Genomic DNA, 14,811 nt, shown 5'->3' with positions numbered 1-14,811 from the left:
TCGCCCTAGAGTGCGGCCCTCACGTCCCAACTCGGTGAGCGACCGCTTAGTACCCTGTGGACGTGACGCTAGAAGTCCTGGCACCCGGTGTCAACGTACCCACCGGGTGCCACTGATCACTCACCGCGAAGAGGCCACCGCCGGGTCACCTCACGAGGAGGTCGAGAAGCCTGTTGACCTCGGCCTCGGGGTCCTCGGTGAGACCGGTGTGCACGGGTCCGGGCTGCACGACCGTGGAGCGCGGTGCGACCAGCCAGCGGAAGCGCCGGCCCGCGTCGTCCTCCGCTGCCTGGCCCGCGTCGCCACCCCCTCGACAGTGGCTCTCGACGGCGGCGAGCGCGGCGCGGACGCCGGTCACGTCCACGTCGGGGTCGAGGGCGCGCAGCTTCGCCTCGTCCAGGTGAGTGAGCGCGCGGACGAAGGACTTGGCCCGGCAGTAGACGACCACACCGGCGTTGATCTGTTCCCCGCGCTCGACGCGCGGGACGACGCGCAGCAGCGCGTACTCGAAGACGTCTCGGGTGGTCGTGGTCACCGGGTGCCGCCCTTCACGGTCGCCGTGCCGGTCAGCCAGCCCGGGGTGCGCGGGACACGGCCGGGATCCGGCGCCGGCAGACCGATCCGCTCGTGGATGGTCGCCGCGCGGGGCAGCAGGACTTCGGCGTACGCGCGCCGTACCGCGTCCGGGTCGTCGAAGCCCGGCTCGTCGGCGAGCCAGGCGTCGGGGACGTCGGCGGTGACCTCGGCGAGCAGCTCCTCGGTGAGCCGTGGCGCGAACTCCGCCGCGGCCGTCGCGACGTCGGGCGCGAAAGGGGCGAGGGCGTGGTCGGAGGCGTCGTAGGGGCGGGCCGCCGCGGCCGCGGCCCCGCGCCAATTGTGGTGCCAGATCATGCTCGCGCCGTGGTCGATGAGCCACAGGTCGCCGTGCCAGACCAGCATGTTGGGGTTGCGCCAGGACCGGTCGACGTTGTTGATCAGGGCGTCGAACCAGACGACCCGTCCCGCCTCCGTGGGGTCTACCTCGTAGGCGAGCGGGTCGAAGCCGAGCGCGCCGGAGAGGTAGCGCATCCCGAGGTTCACGCCGCCGCTCGATTTGAGGAGGCCCTGCACCTCCTGGTCGGGCTCGCCGAGGCCGATCACGGGATCGAGTCCGATCCGTACGAGCCCGGGCACCCGGAATCCGAGCCGCCGCGCGAGCCCCCCGCAGATCACCTCCGCGACGAGCGTCTTGCGGCCCTGTCCCGCACCGGTGAACTTCATGACATAAATACCCAAGTCATCCGCCTCGACCAAACCAGGCAGAGACCCGCCCTCCCGAAGGGGCATGACATAGCGGGTCGCAGTTACTTCCGTGAGCATTTTCCCAGGCTATACGGCCGACAGGGCCCGGTAACCCGAGGTACGCCCCGGGAGTTGCCTGCTACCTCACAAGTGGCCAACCGTTGACGCTGGGGAGTATCTGGGGAGTATCAGGCCCGAACTCCTGCGACTGCTACGGACCTTCACCCTGCCGACACCGGTCACCGCCCCGGAGCACGTCCTGCACTGGTCCCACTGGCGCCGCCGCCATCAACACCGAGCCGCCGTCTGCCACCACCGCTGGAACGAAGCCACCGCAACCGCATGATCACGAACTACGGCTGCCGTATCAGACGAGCGGCCACACGAGGATTTCGCCACAGACATACTGCGGCTTGCGCTCCGGAGCCGGAGCCGCTTACCGCGCAGGCTCCCCCTCGGTCGCGGTCGTGTCGGGAGACTTCGAGTGAGCGGTCGTCCGGGGAATGAGGAAGGCGACCACGCTGGCAAGCGCGAATACGGATGCCGCGATATTCATGGTCGGCGCTCGGAGCCGTACGCCCCCCCGGCAGGCCCCCGACAGGCCCCCGCTGTCCGACTGGTTCACCCGACACCGAGCGCCGGCCTTCAGGCGACATGGCGGGATCTGGGGCGCACGTGATCAGGGCCGCGCAGCAAAGCTGCGCGGCCCTGATCTGCGTCAAGGTCGGCGTACAGCCGATGATGTGCCGGGCAGAAGTTCCACCGGAGCGGTTGTCCCCTCGAGCCGTGAACAGAGACCGCTCATACTGAAACGCTGCGTTCCGGGTGGATCAATATCTGTGACGGCGAGGTGAGGGTTTAACGCGCCATGCGGGGAGTGTTTTTGCCGCATCAAACAGAGTGGAATTAATTACCGTACGCGGGCTGCTACCGCATGCTACTGTCGCTCTCAGTTGCAGTCGTGGTTCCCAAAACTTCAAGCGCCTTCGCCGGGTATTTTCCGCCGCTGGAAGCGTTTTTGTATCTCCGGTCACTCTCCGGGCAGGGCATCATCGCGGCGACCCGGCATCCGTGCATTGCGGGTCCCGGCGTACTGCCCCAAAGGAGATATGACATGGCGTCTGGCACCGTGAAGTGGTTCAACGCAGCCAAGGGTTTCGGCTTCATCGAGCAGGACGGTGGCGGCGATGACGTGTTCGCCCACTTCTCGAACATTGCCGCCCAGGGCTTCCGCGAGCTGCTCGAAGGCCAGAAGGTCACCTTCGATATCGCGCAGGGCCAGAAGGGCCCGACGGCCGAAAACATCGTTCCCGCCTGACGCTGACGCGCACTTCGTAGCTGGGGCCCGCATCCCTCGGGGTGCGGGCCCCAGCTACGGGCATTCCCCGCAGTGGGTTCACCTCCGGGAAAACCAGCGCCGAAGGCCCTTCTCCAGGGATTCGGGCCTCTTGAAACGTGCACCCGCTGACGTTCTGGATTTCACCTCCACGTGACGTCACCGATTTCATCGCCTGCACCCGCTTCGTGTTTACCGCAGGCCAGATTTACTTTCGCATTCCATTCGGCCCGTTCTTGCGATTCCCCGCGCTGCACTTCCGCTGCGGGAATTCCTTGATACGTGCCGTATCAAGGAAGGTTCTGAATGAACCCCACACGTACGAACGGCCGCTCCTCCCGTACTCGCCGGGCCGACGGCCCCGCTTTCGGCTCCAGTGCTGGTTCGAGGCGGGGCGGCCGTTTCGCCTCGCCCGCCCCGGCCCGTTCAGGGGGCCCGAGGCGCTCGGGCGGCCCGGCCCGACGGTCCGCAGCCGTCCAGGGCGAGTTCGCCCTGCCGGAGACGATCACTCCCGCGCTGCCCGCCGTCGAGGCGTTCGCCGACCTCGACATGCCCGAGCAACTGCTGGCAGCGCTGACTGCGCAAGGCGTGAGTGTCCCGTTCCCGATCCAGGGCGCGACCCTGCCGAACACCCTCGCGGGACGCGATGCCCTGGGCCGCGGGCGCACCGGCTCCGGCAAGACCCTCGCCTTCGGCCTGGCCCTGCTGGCCCGCACCGCCGGGCAGCGCGCCGAGCCGCGTCAGCCGCTGGCTCTGATCCTCGTGCCGACGCGTGAACTGGCGCAGCAGGTGACCGACGCGCTCACCCCCTACGCCCGCTCGGTGAAGCTGCGCCTGGCCACCGTCGTCGGCGGAATGCCGATCGGCAGGCAGGTCAGTGCGCTGCGCGGTGGCGCCGAGGTCGTCGTCGCGACGCCTGGCCGCCTCAAGGACCTCATCGACCGGGGTGACTGCCGACTGAACCAGGTCGCGATCACCGTCCTGGACGAGGCCGACCAGATGGCCGACATGGGTTTCATGCCCCAGGTCACCGCTCTCCTGAACCAGGTCCGCCCAGAGGGCCAGCGGATGCTGTTCTCCGCCACCCTCGACCGCAACGTCGACCTCCTGGTCCGCCACTACCTCACCGACCCGGTCGTCCACTCCGTCGACCCGTCCGCAGGCGCCGTCACCACGATGGAACATCACGTACTGCACGTCCACGGCGCCGACAAGCACCGCACGACGACGCAGATCGCCGCGCGCGAGGGCCGGGTGATCATGTTCCTGGACACCAAGCACGCTGTCGACCGGCTCACCCAGGACCTGCTGAACAGCGGTGTCCGGGCCGCCGCCCTGCACGGCGGGAAGTCGCAGCCGCAGCGCACCCGCACCCTCGCCCAGTTCAAGACCGGACACGTCACCGTGCTCGTCGCAACGAACGTCGCCGCCCGCGGCATCCACGTCGACAACCTCGACCTCGTCGTCAACGTCGACCCGCCGACCGACCACAAGGACTACCTCCACCGCGGCGGCCGTACCGCGCGGGCCGGCGAATCCGGCAGCGTCGTCACCCTCGTTACCCCCAACCAGCGCCGCGACATGACCCGCCTCATGGCAGCCGCCGGCATCGTGCCCCAGACCACCCAGGTCCGCTCCGGCGAAGAGGCACTCAGCCGGATCACCGGAGCCCAGCCTCCCTCCGGCATCCCCGTGACGATCACCGCGCCGGTGGCCGAGCGACGTAAGCGCGCCGCGGCCTCACGCGGCCGGCGCAGCCCCGCTTCGGCTGCCCGGCGCGTGAGCGTGCGGCAGTCCTCCTTCGATGCGGCGGCCTAGAACCTTCGTGATCAGGAAACTGACCCATCTCTGCAGGAGGTACCTTTTGACGCTGGTTCAGATGCAGCCCCGCTCGGCGCATGCCACCCCCGTACACAGGACGGCGGCCAACGCCATGGACACAGCCGGACCGCAGGTCTGTGACGACATGACCGTCGAGGTGGCCCTGTCGGTCATGGCCAGCGCCCGCACCGGGCACCTGCTCGTCTGCGACGACGACGGCCTGTGCACCCAACTGATCACCTACGCCCAGCTCGCCGCACTCCGTGACAGCTCCGCCTACACGGACCGGGTCCAGCTGCGCGACATCCTCGGCGACCGCGGGCCGTTCACCTCGCCCGCGTCCACGATGACCGAAGCCGAGCACGCGATGCGCTCCCGCCGGCTCGATGCCCTGCCGGCGGTCGACGCACAAGGCAGCGCTCCGGGCGCCCTCGCCCTTGCCCACTGACCGCCTCAATCGCGGCAGAACCACCCCCGTCGTTCTTCTCCTTGTGAGGCGTCATGCGCTGCGTCATCGCCCGTTTCCCGTTCGACCTCACCAAAAGCGGCGTCCTGGAATCGATGAAGGGCATCAAGCCCGAGCAGGTCATCGGCGAGTCCGTGATCATCGGCCGCCGCACCTACCCCGTCAAGCAGGTCGGCCAGGTCATCACACGCCAGGACCGCCGCGACTTCAGCGCCGGCGAAGTCCTTCGGGCCATGACCCAGCTCGGCTTCACCTGCCGCGGCCTTCCCCAGGCCGCCGCGCCCAAGAGCGTCCTCAGCCCGTTCCAACAGGCTTCCGTGATGCTCGGCGTCCCCGCGGCTGCCTGACCGACGGGCAGACGCAAGCCGCTACCAAAACAGCACTGCCGACCGGGATACGCCCGACGACGCGGACCACTCCTGGCGGTTCGTTAGCGGGTCGCGAAGGCCACGCACTCCGTTCCGGGGCTGCGGCGACCGCTGGAGTTCAAGGCCCCGAGGTGGGGGGCTTTGAGCATCTGCCGCTAGAGCGCGGTGAAGGTGAAGACAGCGGCCCTTGCCGGGATCGTGCCGTGGGTCCGGCCAGGGAATGAAAAAGGAAGGCCACGGTCTGCGTTGCAATTGCTGACGCCCCAAGCGGCAGCAGCGGCGATGCGCAAGTGAGTAAATTTGCTCTTGGGCACGAGGGAAGAGCGCGGAATATGGAACGCTCGGGTTATGTCAGTGCTGTGATATCCGCAGTAATATAGACGCGGGTAGGTTCACTCTCACGTGCAACCGCCCGGAAGGGCGACTCCGGCGTGTTCGCGCCGGAGTCGTTGTCACCCTCCCCATTGGTGGTACAGCCCAGGAAATGTCGGCGCTGGGATAAGGAACAGATCCCCAGGTTAGAAGAGCACTCCGAGGGGATAGGTACACCGCCCAGAGGGAGTCTCAATAAGCCGCTTGCGCGACCGGCAGTGCGGGGGTGAAGACCCGGTGTCGCGCAGGAGAGCCCACAGCACGCTCGCTCGCCGGCGGGCCAGGGCGATGACGGCTTGGACGGGCTTGCGGCCCTCGCCCCGCTTCTTGAGGTAGAAGTCCCGGTTCGGCCCCTCGCGGATCCGCGTGCGGCAGCGCCGCAACTGACCCCTCCTGGGGCGCTCCAACCGGCCACAAGTAGGCAGGAGACGAAGCCATGATGAGGCAATCGGCGGTCACCCGGATCCTGCTGGCTCTGGTCGGCATCGTCCTGCCTGGAGGGGGCCTCCTCGTCCTGGTCGGTGGCCTCGATCTCTACCGGCGCCGGCACCTGACGCCACCCGACGGCTGGCCCCTGACCACCCCGCACACCGTCCTGCTCAGCACTGCGGACCGCACCCGCTGGACCGACGAGGGCTGGTGGTGGCCGGTGATCACCGCCGCCTTGGCCGTCATCGTCCTGCTCACCCTGTGGTGGCTACTGTCACAACTGCGCCGAACCCGCCCAGGCCGCATGCCCGTTGGAGGAACACCCCCGACAGACGGTGTGGAACTGTACGACCACGCCCTCAGCGACGTCATCGCAGCCGACGCCCGCCAACTGCCCGGCGTCCAGCAAGTGAAGGTGCAGATGACCGGCCGGGCCAACCATCCAAAGGTCCGCATCACCCTCACGCTCACCCCCGACAGCGAGCCCGGCCCCGTCCTGCAGGCCCTGTGCCACGGCCCCCTGGGACGCGCCCGCCAGTCCACCGGCTGGACCCAACTCCCCACCCAGGCACGGCTGCAGGTCACCCCACACAAACCCCACCGCGCCGAGTAACAGCCTGAGATCCCCACGCGCCCACACCACGCCCGGCACAACCAGACCCTGACGGCAAAGACGGTGAACCAGCCAGCTAGGACTACGTATGCCGTGCAGCCAGGGCCGGGGCGCTGCAGCGGTCCGGGGTCACGTCCGCTTCGCCCCTCCCGTCACGCGACGCCACCGGCTGTAGGGGCCGCCCACGCCCCACTGACCACGGCTGAGCATGAATGGCGTGATACAGGATTGATAAGCGCGTGCCGGATCCATTGACGCCCCTCCGCGCAGCGCCTACAACACTCATCACATAGATGACTGTGCACATAGGGGCGGTGGGGCGGTGAAGTTCGAGTACGTGCTGCTCTCGTTGATCGCGGGGCGGCCGCGGAGTGGCTTCGACTTGGGCCGATGGGTCGAGACAGAGGGGCAGTTCCTGCGGTCGCGGACGCATCACAGCCAGATCTACCGGCTGCTCGGGCGGATGACGGCCGACGGCTGGGTGGCATTCGAAGTCGATCCGCGGGAGGGACGGCCGGATGCGAAGGTGTACCGGCTCACCGCTCGAGGGCGTGAGGTCCTGTGGGAGTGGGTGCGTTCGCCGTACGAGCCGACCAGCCGGTTCCAGGATCCTGACTTCCTGGCCCGGTTCGCCTTTACCGTCCAGCTGGACCGGCAGGCCGCGATCGGTCTGATCGAGACCGAACTCGACTACCGGCGCACCCAGATCGCCCGCAACCGCGACCGCGACCGCACCCTGCGCTTCGAGGACCCGCTGCCCGAGCTGGACCGGGAGCTGGCCCAGGAGGTCTTCGACGAACTGCACGCGTACGGAGCGTCGGCGGTCGACACCTGGGTGGCCTGGCTGGAGGGCATGCGGCACCGCCTCGAACAACACCGCACGCCGGACGCCAAGAGAGGGGACTCCTCCGTATGAAGGCCATCATGGTCATGTTCGACAGTCTCAACCGGCGCATGCTGCCGCCCTACGGATCCGACTGGACGCACGCGCCGAACTTCGCGCGCCTCGCCGGGCGGGCGGTCACCTTCGACAACGCGTACGCCGGCTCGCTGCCGTGCATGCCGGCCCGCCGTGAACTGCACACCGGCCGGTACAACTTCCTGCACCGCAGCTGGGGGCCGCTGGAGCCGTTCGACGACTCGATGCCGGAGCTGCTCAAGCAGAACGGCGTCTACACGCACCTGGCCAGCGACCATCCGCACTACTGGGAGGACGGTGGCGCGACCTACCACGGCCGGTACAACACCTGGGAGTTCTTCCGTGGGCAGGAGGGCGACCCGTGGAAGGGACACGTCGCGGACCCCGAGATGCCCGAGGGTCTGAAGCGGATGCGCACCCCCGCGTACCGGCAGGACGGGGTCAACCGCTCCTACATGGCGACGGAGGACCGGCATCCGCAGACGCTGACCTTCGACGCCGGCCTGGAGTTCGTCCGTACGAACAAGGACGCGGACCGGTGGTTCGTACAGATCGAGACCTTCGACCCGCACGAGCCGTTCTTCTCCCACCAGCGCTACAAGGACCTCTACCCGCACGAGTACGACGGGCCGCACTTCGACTGGCCCGACTACAAGCGGGTGACCGAGACCGACGGTCAGGTGGCGCACGCCCGCTACGAGTACGCGGCCCTGCTGTCCATGTGCGACCGCTCTCTCGGTCGCGTCCTGGACACCATGGACGAGCTGGACCTGTGGGACGACACCCTGCTGATCGTCAACACCGACCACGGTTTCCTGCTCGGCGAGAAGGGCTGGTGGGCCAAGTGGGTACAGCCCTGGTACAACGAGCTCGTCCATCTCCCGCTGTTCGTATGGGATCCGCGCCACCCTGTAACGGCCGGAGAGCGGCGTGAGGCACTCGTGCAGACGATCGACCTGGCGCCGACGATCCTGGACTACTTCGGCGTCGAGCGGCCGGCCGACATCCAGGGCGTACCGCTTCCCGTCGACGAGGACATGCCCGTCCGCGAGGCGGGGCTGTTCGGGGCGCACGGCGGTCACGTGAACATCACCGACGGCCGGTACGTGTACATGAGGGCCCCCGTCTCCCCGGACAACACCCCTCTGTACGAGCACACGCTGATGCCCACCCACATGCGCGGCCTGTTCAGCCCGGCCGAACTCGTCGACGCGGAGCTGGCCGAGCCGTTCGCCTTCACCAAGGGGGTGCCGACCCTGCGCACCCCCGGGCGCAGTCTCCTCAACCCCTTTCTCCACGGCACGCTCCTGTTCGACCTGGAGAGCGATCCGGAGCAGCTGGCCCCACTCGTCGACGACGAGGCCGAGCTGCGGATGGCGAGCCTGCTGGTGGAGCTGTTGCGGGCGAGCGAGGCGCCCCCGAGCCAGTACGAGCGGCTCGGCCTGCCCGCCGACGGGCCGGTCACCGAGAAGCACCTGCTGGTACGTGCCCAGCGGGAGCAGGCCGAACGTGCCGTGGAGCCGTTGCCGCGCCTTGAGGAGTTTCCCGAGGGGCGGGTGTCGGTGCGGACACCGATGCGGACGCTGATGTCCGACCCGGTCACCGCCGTCGTACTACGCCGGCATCTGCCCAGCCTGTTCGACTCGGAACTGCTCCAGCTCCTGGGGCCCATGCCACTGATCGACGTAGCGGCGGTGGCGGCCGGGGCCATGCCCCGCGACGCGCTCATGGCGGTCGCCGAGGAACTCGTCGCGCTCTGAGCCGCAACCGGAATGGCCGGTGACGGGGTTGCCGCCCCGTCACCGGCCGTCACACCCCTTTCCCCGTGCATCTCCAGCGAAGAGACCACACACATAGAGGAAGCGAGGCGCCATGCCCGAGCTTATCCACGATCCCGGCAAGACCAGGCAGACCCCGAACACCGGCGTTCCCGGCAGGTGGCGGCAGCTGTCGCTCCTGGGCGGCGCCATGCTCGTCGACAACACCGAGGCCGGCGTGATCGGCGGGCTGTTCCCGGTGATCCGGCAGGCCCTCGGGCTCTCTCTCGGTGCCCTGGGCGTCCTGACCGCCGCGGGCAAGCTGATCGGCGTGATCACCGCACCGCTGTGGGTGTGGGCCGCCCACCGCTGGTCCCGCAAGACGGTGCTCGTCGTATGCACGGGCATGTGGGGCATCTGGGGTGTGGCCGCCGGCTTCGCCCAGAACTTCACCCAGCTCCTGCTGCTCTCGACTCTGCTCGCCGCGGGATACGCCGGGGCCCACCCGATCATCACTACCTTCGTCGGTGACCTGTTCGACAGCCCGTCCCGGGGCCGGGCCATAGGCATGCTGTTCGGGGCGACCGCGCTCGCCTCCTCGGTCTTCGCCGCGCTCAAGGGCCAGCTGGCGGGCGTCGAGGACGGCTGGCGCTGGGGCCTGTGGGCGATCGGCGCGTTCAGCATCCTCTTCGGCCTCGTGCTCTGGCGGTTCCTGCGCGACCCGGGCCGGGGCGCCGCCGAGCCCCAGCTCGCCGACCTCGACCGCGCCTCCCGGGACACCTCCGGACTGGTGAACCGGCGCCAGGTGGCCTCCCTGCTGAAGATCCCGACCCTGGTGGTCCTTCTGGTCTCCAGGCTGCTCTCCGGTCACCTGCTCGTCTTCTCCTTCGCCGTGGTCTTCCTCGTCGAGGACTACGGCTTCACCACCCAGACCGCGTCGGTCGTCCTGATGCCGATCGGCATCGGCTACTTCGCCGGGACGATCCTCGGCGGTCTGGCCGCCGACTGGGCCGCCCGGCTCAGTCCCCGCCACGGGCTGCCCGCCGTGCTCCAGGCCGCCCAGGTCCTCTTCGCCGTCCTCGCCTTCTTCGGCACCCAGTTCCACTACAGCGGCATCGGCCTGTACGCCCTGTTCTTCGGCCTCATGGGCGTCGCCCAGGGCGTCAACCCCGGTATCAACCGGCCGATGATCATGGCTGTGGTCCCGCCCGAGCTGCGTCCCGCGGCCTTCACCCTCTACGTCTCCGTCTTCGAGGCGATTGCCTGGGCCGTTTTCGGACTCGGCGCCGGTTTCCTCGGCGACGCGATCGGGCTGCGCCCCGTCTTCCTGTGGGTCCTGGTCATCCTGATGCTGGTCAACGGGGCGTTCCTGACCCTGCTGCACCGCACGTACGCCCGCGACACCGCCCGCATGCAGGCCGAGCTCGACCAGCGGCGCGAGAAGGCCCTGTCATGAAGTTGGGGCCTCTCGCGCGCGAGCAGGGCGACGAGGCGACGATGCACGTCCCCGGAGCGCCCGCCGCCTGTTGCACCCCCGCACGGTCGCCCGGCCCGTCCGCAGCACCTCTGCGGCTGCTCTCCTCACCACGGCCCCTCCGCGACACCTCGGCCGCCGGGATGGTGCTGCTGCCCGGCGGCGAGTGCCTCATGGGCACGGACGACGCGGAAGGCTTTCCCGGCGACGGTGAGGGACCCGTCAGGACGGTGCGGCTGAAGCCGTTCCTCATCGACACCTGCGCCGTCACCAACGACGCCTTCGCCCGGTTCGTCGCCGACACCGGTCATGTCACCGATGCCGAACGCTTCGACTGGTCGTACGTGTTCGCAGGGTTCCTGCCCGCCGCGGGGCGCCGGGGTGCCTCGCGCCCCGAGCGGACGCCGTGGTGGTGCCTGGGCCGGCAAACGTCTGCCCACCGAGGCCGAGTGGGAGTACGCCGCCCGCGGAGGACTGGAGCAGAAGCGCTATCCCTGGGGCGACGAGCTCGATCCCGACGGCACCTACCGCTGCAACATCTGGCGCGGGACCTTCCCCACCAAGAACACCGCCGACGACGGCTTTCGTGGCACCGCCCCGGTCGACGCCTTCGAACCGAACGGATACGGCCTGTACAACACCTCGGGCAACGTATGGGAGTGGTGCGCCGACTGGTGGACCACCGACCATCCCACTCAGCACCCACTGGTCGATCCGACAGGCCCCACCAGCGGAAATCGCGAAGGTCATCCGCGGCGGCTCCCATCTCTGCCACCGCTCGTACTGCAACCGCTACCGCGTCGGCGCCCGCACCGCGAACACCCCCGACAGCACCAGCGGCCACGCCGGATTCCGCTGCGCCCGCAGCGTCTGACCATCCCCTCACCCGCACGCACCCGCCCGGAGACCACCATGCGCAAGAGCCGTACCCTCGGCGTGCCCAGCACCCGCATCCACGCCCTCGCCGCCGCCCTCGCCGCGCTGACGACGGCGGCCCTCGGCCTCACCACCCCCGGCTCCGCACACGCCGCCCCCGCCGCGGAAGTCCACTACGTGGCCCTCGGTGACTCCTACTCCGCCGGCGGCGGCTCCTCCACCACGTACCTCAACGACTGCAACCAGAGCGTCAACTCCTACCCCTACCTCTACAACCAGCTCACCGCCCCGACACCTTCGACTTCCAGGCGTGCGGAGCCGCGAAGACCACCGACGTCCTCACCAGCCAGCTGAGTCCGCTGGACGGCACCACCACGTTGGTCAGCATGACCATCGGCGGCAATGACATCGGTCTCGGCACGGTCATGACGACCTGCCTGTTCGGCAGCGACAGCGCCTGCCTCGACGCCGTCGCCACCGCCGAAACCACCGCCCGCACCGAGCTCCCCGGCAAGCTCGACACCCTCTACGACACCGTCCGCGCCCGCGCCCCGCAGGCCCGCGTCGTAGTCCTCGGCTACCCCAGGTTCTACGACCTCGCCGTCACGGCCTGCCCCGGCATCAGCGCCACCAAGCGCACCGCGCTCAACAACGGAGCCGACGCCCTCAACACCGTGATCCGCGACGAGGTCACCCAGCACAGCGGCTTCGTCTACGAGGGCGTCGCCGACCGCTTCACCGGCCACCAGCTGTGCGACACCGCCCCCTGGCTCCATGCCCTCAACTGGCCCCTCGGACAGTCCTTCCACCCCAACGCGGCCGGGCAGGCAGGCGCCTACCTGCCCGCCCTCCAGGCCGCCGCCTGACCCGAACCTCGCCGCGCCCTCATACAGTTCGTGCGAGGAACGCGGCGAGGTGCTTGTCGTAGGTGTCGGGGTCGGCCTTCCCGGCGCCAGTGTGGCTCGCCCCCTCGACGGTCACGAGGGTGACCTTGTCCGGCCAGTCGCGCGCGAAGGCGACGCTGGTGGAGTGGGGAACGACGCGGTCGTCGGTGCCGTGGAAGAGGAGTACGGGCTGCCGGGGTCCGCCGGCCCGGCGATTCTCGGACAGGGCGTCGAGGTCGGCTCCGGATCGGAGCTCCATGAAAGTGGCGGTGATGCCGCCGACGACAGTCGGCAGGCCGAGGCCGCTCGCAATCGCGTCGATGGCGGCGCGGTAGTCGAGTGCGGGAGAGTCGAGGATCGCAGATCGGACCGCACTGGCGTCGGTGGCGCGGTGCAGGTAGGTCTCGACGATGCCGCCTCCCATCGAGAAGCCGTAGAGCACCACGTCGGCGGCACCTTGAGCGCGGGCATGGCGGACGGCGGCTTCCAGATCGCGCCACTCGCTGTCGCCGAACTGTCGGTTCCCGCCGGCGTCGTGCGGGGAGCCGGGGTCGTTGCGGTAGGTGATGTCGAGGACGGGGTAGCCCAGTGCGTGGAGCTGAGGCAGGGTGCGCAGTCCCGCGCTGCGGCCGGCCCCGAGGCCGTGGACCTGGATGACCCAGGTGCTCTTGGTGCCGGGGAGGAACCAGGCCGGCATCGGGCCGTACTCGGTGGGGTAGGTGACGTCCCGGTAGTCGAGCCCCAGTGCACGCCTCGGGTCGGCGGCCCACACGGTCACGGAGATCTTCGCTTCGGCGTCCGCGGCGGGTGGGGTGCCGTATTGGGTGAGCTCGCGGCTCACCGTGTTGGCGTCGGCCCGGACGATCGGTGCGAGGGTGCCCTGTCGGCGCTCGCCGGTGGAGTCGTCCTTCCAGATCAAGCCGTAGACGCCGGCCTGTCGGCTCTCGTCAGTGGCGGGCAGGGTCACCGTTCCTCGGCCCGCCGAGATGACGTGGGTGTTCAGCGGGGTGTCGTCGATGGGCTGTACGAACTTGCCCGTGATGAGCCACAGCGAGCCCACCCCGAGGGCGACGGCGAGCGCGAGCACGCACGCGAGTCCGGTCAGCAGGCGTCGGCGCAGACGGGACCGGGGGGCCGCCGGACGCCGAGTGGTATCGATGGGGGCGGCGTGCTGCACGGAAACCGCTGGAACGTGGTTTCTGTTCATCGTCGCCATGGCTCGTCGGGGTGCGGCAGGGGCGAGAGCACGGTCCGCGTCGGAACACGGCAGGCGTCGCTGACGAGGGCGCGGGCGGTGCGGCCTTCGGGGGTGGGCATGAAGGGGAAGACGTGCGGCATGGCGGCGGCTTCGTGATAGTCGACCGGGACTCCGGCCGCTCGGGCCTTGTCGGTCAGAGCGCGACTGTCGGTGACGAGGATGTCGTGGGTGCCGCACAGGACGGTGAGCGGGGCGAGGCCCTGCATGGTTCCGTGCAGTGGGCTGACCAGGGGGTCGGCCGGGTCGAGTCCGCCGGCGTAGAGGCGTCCGGCCTCGGCGAGTCCGGGGCGGGCGAGCATCAGGTCGAGCGGCTCGATGGCCGCCTGGTCGGGGTGGTTCGTCGTCACGTCCAGCCAGGGCGAGATGAGGACGGTACGGGCGGGCTGCAGGCCATGGTGGTCGCGCAGGTACTGGGCGGTGGCAAGTGCCAGGCCGCCGCCCGCCGAGTCACCCATGAGGATCACATTGTCCGGCCCGGCCTCCTCGACCACGCGGGCCAGGATGCCCGCGGTGGCGGGAACCAGATCGGAGGCGTGGCGACGCGGGGCCAGGGGGTAGATCGGAACGGTGACCCGCGCCGGGGTGCGACGGGCGAGCTGGGCGACGAATCGCCAGTGGGCGGGGAGGATCTCGAAGAGGTAGCAGCCACCATGCAGGTACAGCACCCGCCGGCTCGCCTCCTCCGTGGCCGGGCCGATGTCGTACAGGGGCCAGTCCCCCTGAAGGTCAACCGTGAGGGCGGTCCTGCCCTCCAGCGATTTCGGCGGCGCATACGGAGCAGGGCGCAGCGCGCGCTGGGCGACGCGGGCGCGGGTGTGGTCCGCGGATGCGAGCACCTTCTTGCCTCCGCGCAGCCGCAGGATCGTGCCGAACGCCCTGGCCTGCCAGCTGGGCCCGGCCGTCGCCATGCCGATCCCTCCCTTCCCTCAGTACTCGTGTGATCGTGTCGGGCGGTGT

The 14,811-nt window shown here is 69.3% G+C and carries 14 protein-coding genes and 3 pseudogenes; 12 read left to right on the top strand and 5 right to left on the bottom strand.

Annotation, left to right across the window (positions count from 1 at the left end):
• Positions 1 to 145: 145 nt before the first annotated feature.
• Positions 146 to 535, bottom strand: coding sequence for a DUF3037 domain-containing protein (locus tag AC07EJ_RS37635; protein WP_389486722.1), 390 nt, complete (start codon positions 533 to 535; stop codon positions 146 to 148).
• Positions 532 to 1,359 carry a HipA family kinase gene (locus AC07EJ_RS37630; protein WP_478885943.1) on the bottom strand — a complete coding sequence of 276 codons (828 nt, stop codon included), beginning with the start codon at positions 1,357 to 1,359 and terminating at the stop codon, positions 532 to 534. The genes AC07EJ_RS37635 and AC07EJ_RS37630 overlap by 4 nt, the downstream gene beginning before the upstream one ends.
• A gap of 115 nt (positions 1,360 to 1,474) precedes the next feature.
• On the opposite strand from AC07EJ_RS37630, the pseudogene AC07EJ_RS37625 reads away from it, so the two are divergent.
• The 5 genes and pseudogenes from AC07EJ_RS37625 to AC07EJ_RS37605 form a co-directional block, all read left to right on the top strand.
• Positions 1,475 to 1,627 (top strand): annotated as a pseudogene (locus tag AC07EJ_RS37625) (IS701 family transposase); the annotation flags it as partial.
• A 768-nt stretch (positions 1,628 to 2,395) separates the two neighbouring features.
• A complete protein-coding gene (locus tag AC07EJ_RS37620; RefSeq protein ID WP_030647895.1) occupies positions 2,396 to 2,599 on the top strand; it encodes a cold-shock protein in 204 nt (67 codons plus the stop codon).
• A 324-nt stretch (positions 2,600 to 2,923) separates the two neighbouring features.
• Positions 2,924 to 4,435 carry a DEAD/DEAH box helicase gene (locus tag AC07EJ_RS37615; RefSeq protein ID WP_478885942.1) on the top strand — a complete coding sequence of 504 codons (1,512 nt, stop codon included), beginning with the start codon at positions 2,924 to 2,926 and terminating at the stop codon, positions 4,433 to 4,435.
• A gap of 46 nt (positions 4,436 to 4,481) precedes the next feature.
• Positions 4,482 to 4,886, top strand: a complete 405-nt coding sequence (locus AC07EJ_RS37610; RefSeq protein WP_478885941.1) for a CBS domain-containing protein — start codon at positions 4,482 to 4,484, stop codon at positions 4,884 to 4,886.
• 53 nt (positions 4,887 to 4,939) lie between these two features.
• Entirely contained in the window at positions 4,940 to 5,251 is a 312-nt protein-coding gene (locus AC07EJ_RS37605) for an SCO5918 family protein (RefSeq protein WP_389486714.1), read from the top strand.
• Between the two features lie 585 nt (positions 5,252 to 5,836).
• On the opposite strand, the pseudogene AC07EJ_RS37600 reads toward AC07EJ_RS37605, so the two are convergent.
• Positions 5,837 to 6,057 (bottom strand): annotated as a pseudogene (locus AC07EJ_RS37600) (IS110 family transposase); the annotation flags it as partial.
• A gap of 23 nt (positions 6,058 to 6,080) precedes the next feature.
• Here AC07EJ_RS37600 and AC07EJ_RS37595 point away from each other — a divergent pair.
• From AC07EJ_RS37595 to AC07EJ_RS37565, 7 genes and pseudogenes are all read left to right on the top strand, one after another.
• Positions 6,081 to 6,686 (top strand): Asp23/Gls24 family envelope stress response protein, encoded by a 606-nt coding sequence (locus AC07EJ_RS37595; protein ID WP_389486712.1) that lies wholly within the window; start codon positions 6,081 to 6,083, stop codon positions 6,684 to 6,686.
• Between the two features lie 322 nt (positions 6,687 to 7,008).
• A complete protein-coding gene (locus AC07EJ_RS37590) occupies positions 7,009 to 7,602 on the top strand; it encodes a PadR family transcriptional regulator (RefSeq protein ID WP_389486710.1) in 594 nt (197 codons plus the stop codon).
• Positions 7,599 to 9,365 carry a sulfatase gene (locus AC07EJ_RS37585; RefSeq protein WP_478885940.1) on the top strand — a complete coding sequence of 589 codons (1,767 nt, stop codon included), beginning with the start codon at positions 7,599 to 7,601 and terminating at the stop codon, positions 9,363 to 9,365. The genes AC07EJ_RS37590 and AC07EJ_RS37585 overlap by 4 nt, the downstream gene beginning before the upstream one ends.
• A 112-nt stretch (positions 9,366 to 9,477) precedes the next feature.
• On the top strand, positions 9,478 to 10,818 hold the full coding sequence (locus AC07EJ_RS37580; RefSeq protein ID WP_389486706.1) for an MFS transporter: 1,341 nt from the start codon (positions 9,478 to 9,480) through the stop codon (positions 10,816 to 10,818).
• A 41-nt stretch (positions 10,819 to 10,859) separates the two neighbouring features.
• Positions 10,860 to 11,710: pseudogene (locus AC07EJ_RS37575) on the top strand (formylglycine-generating enzyme family protein).
• 38 nt (positions 11,711 to 11,748) lie between these two features.
• Positions 11,749 to 12,066, top strand: a complete 318-nt coding sequence (locus AC07EJ_RS37570) for a hypothetical protein (protein ID WP_478885939.1) — start codon at positions 11,749 to 11,751, stop codon at positions 12,064 to 12,066.
• Entirely contained in the window at positions 11,949 to 12,578 is a 630-nt protein-coding gene (locus tag AC07EJ_RS37565) for an SGNH/GDSL hydrolase family protein (RefSeq protein ID WP_478885958.1), read from the top strand. The genes AC07EJ_RS37570 and AC07EJ_RS37565 overlap by 118 nt, the downstream gene beginning before the upstream one ends.
• A 19-nt stretch (positions 12,579 to 12,597) precedes the next feature.
• Here AC07EJ_RS37565 and AC07EJ_RS37560 read toward each other — a convergent pair whose 3' ends face one another.
• A complete protein-coding gene (locus AC07EJ_RS37560; protein WP_478885938.1) occupies positions 12,598 to 13,773 on the bottom strand; it encodes an alpha/beta hydrolase in 1,176 nt (391 codons plus the stop codon).
• 26 nt (positions 13,774 to 13,799) lie between these two features.
• The gene (locus tag AC07EJ_RS37555) at positions 13,800 to 14,762 is read right to left on the bottom strand and encodes an alpha/beta hydrolase (RefSeq protein ID WP_389486701.1); all 963 of its coding nucleotides are present in this window, start codon (positions 14,760 to 14,762) and stop codon (positions 13,800 to 13,802) included.
• Between the last annotated feature and the right edge of the window lie 49 nt (positions 14,763 to 14,811).

It is taken from the genome of Streptomyces sp. NPDC045026 (assembly GCF_056432625.1).
Note: the sequence above shows the minus strand (reverse complement) of the source record. Positions and strands in the feature narration are given on the sequence as shown.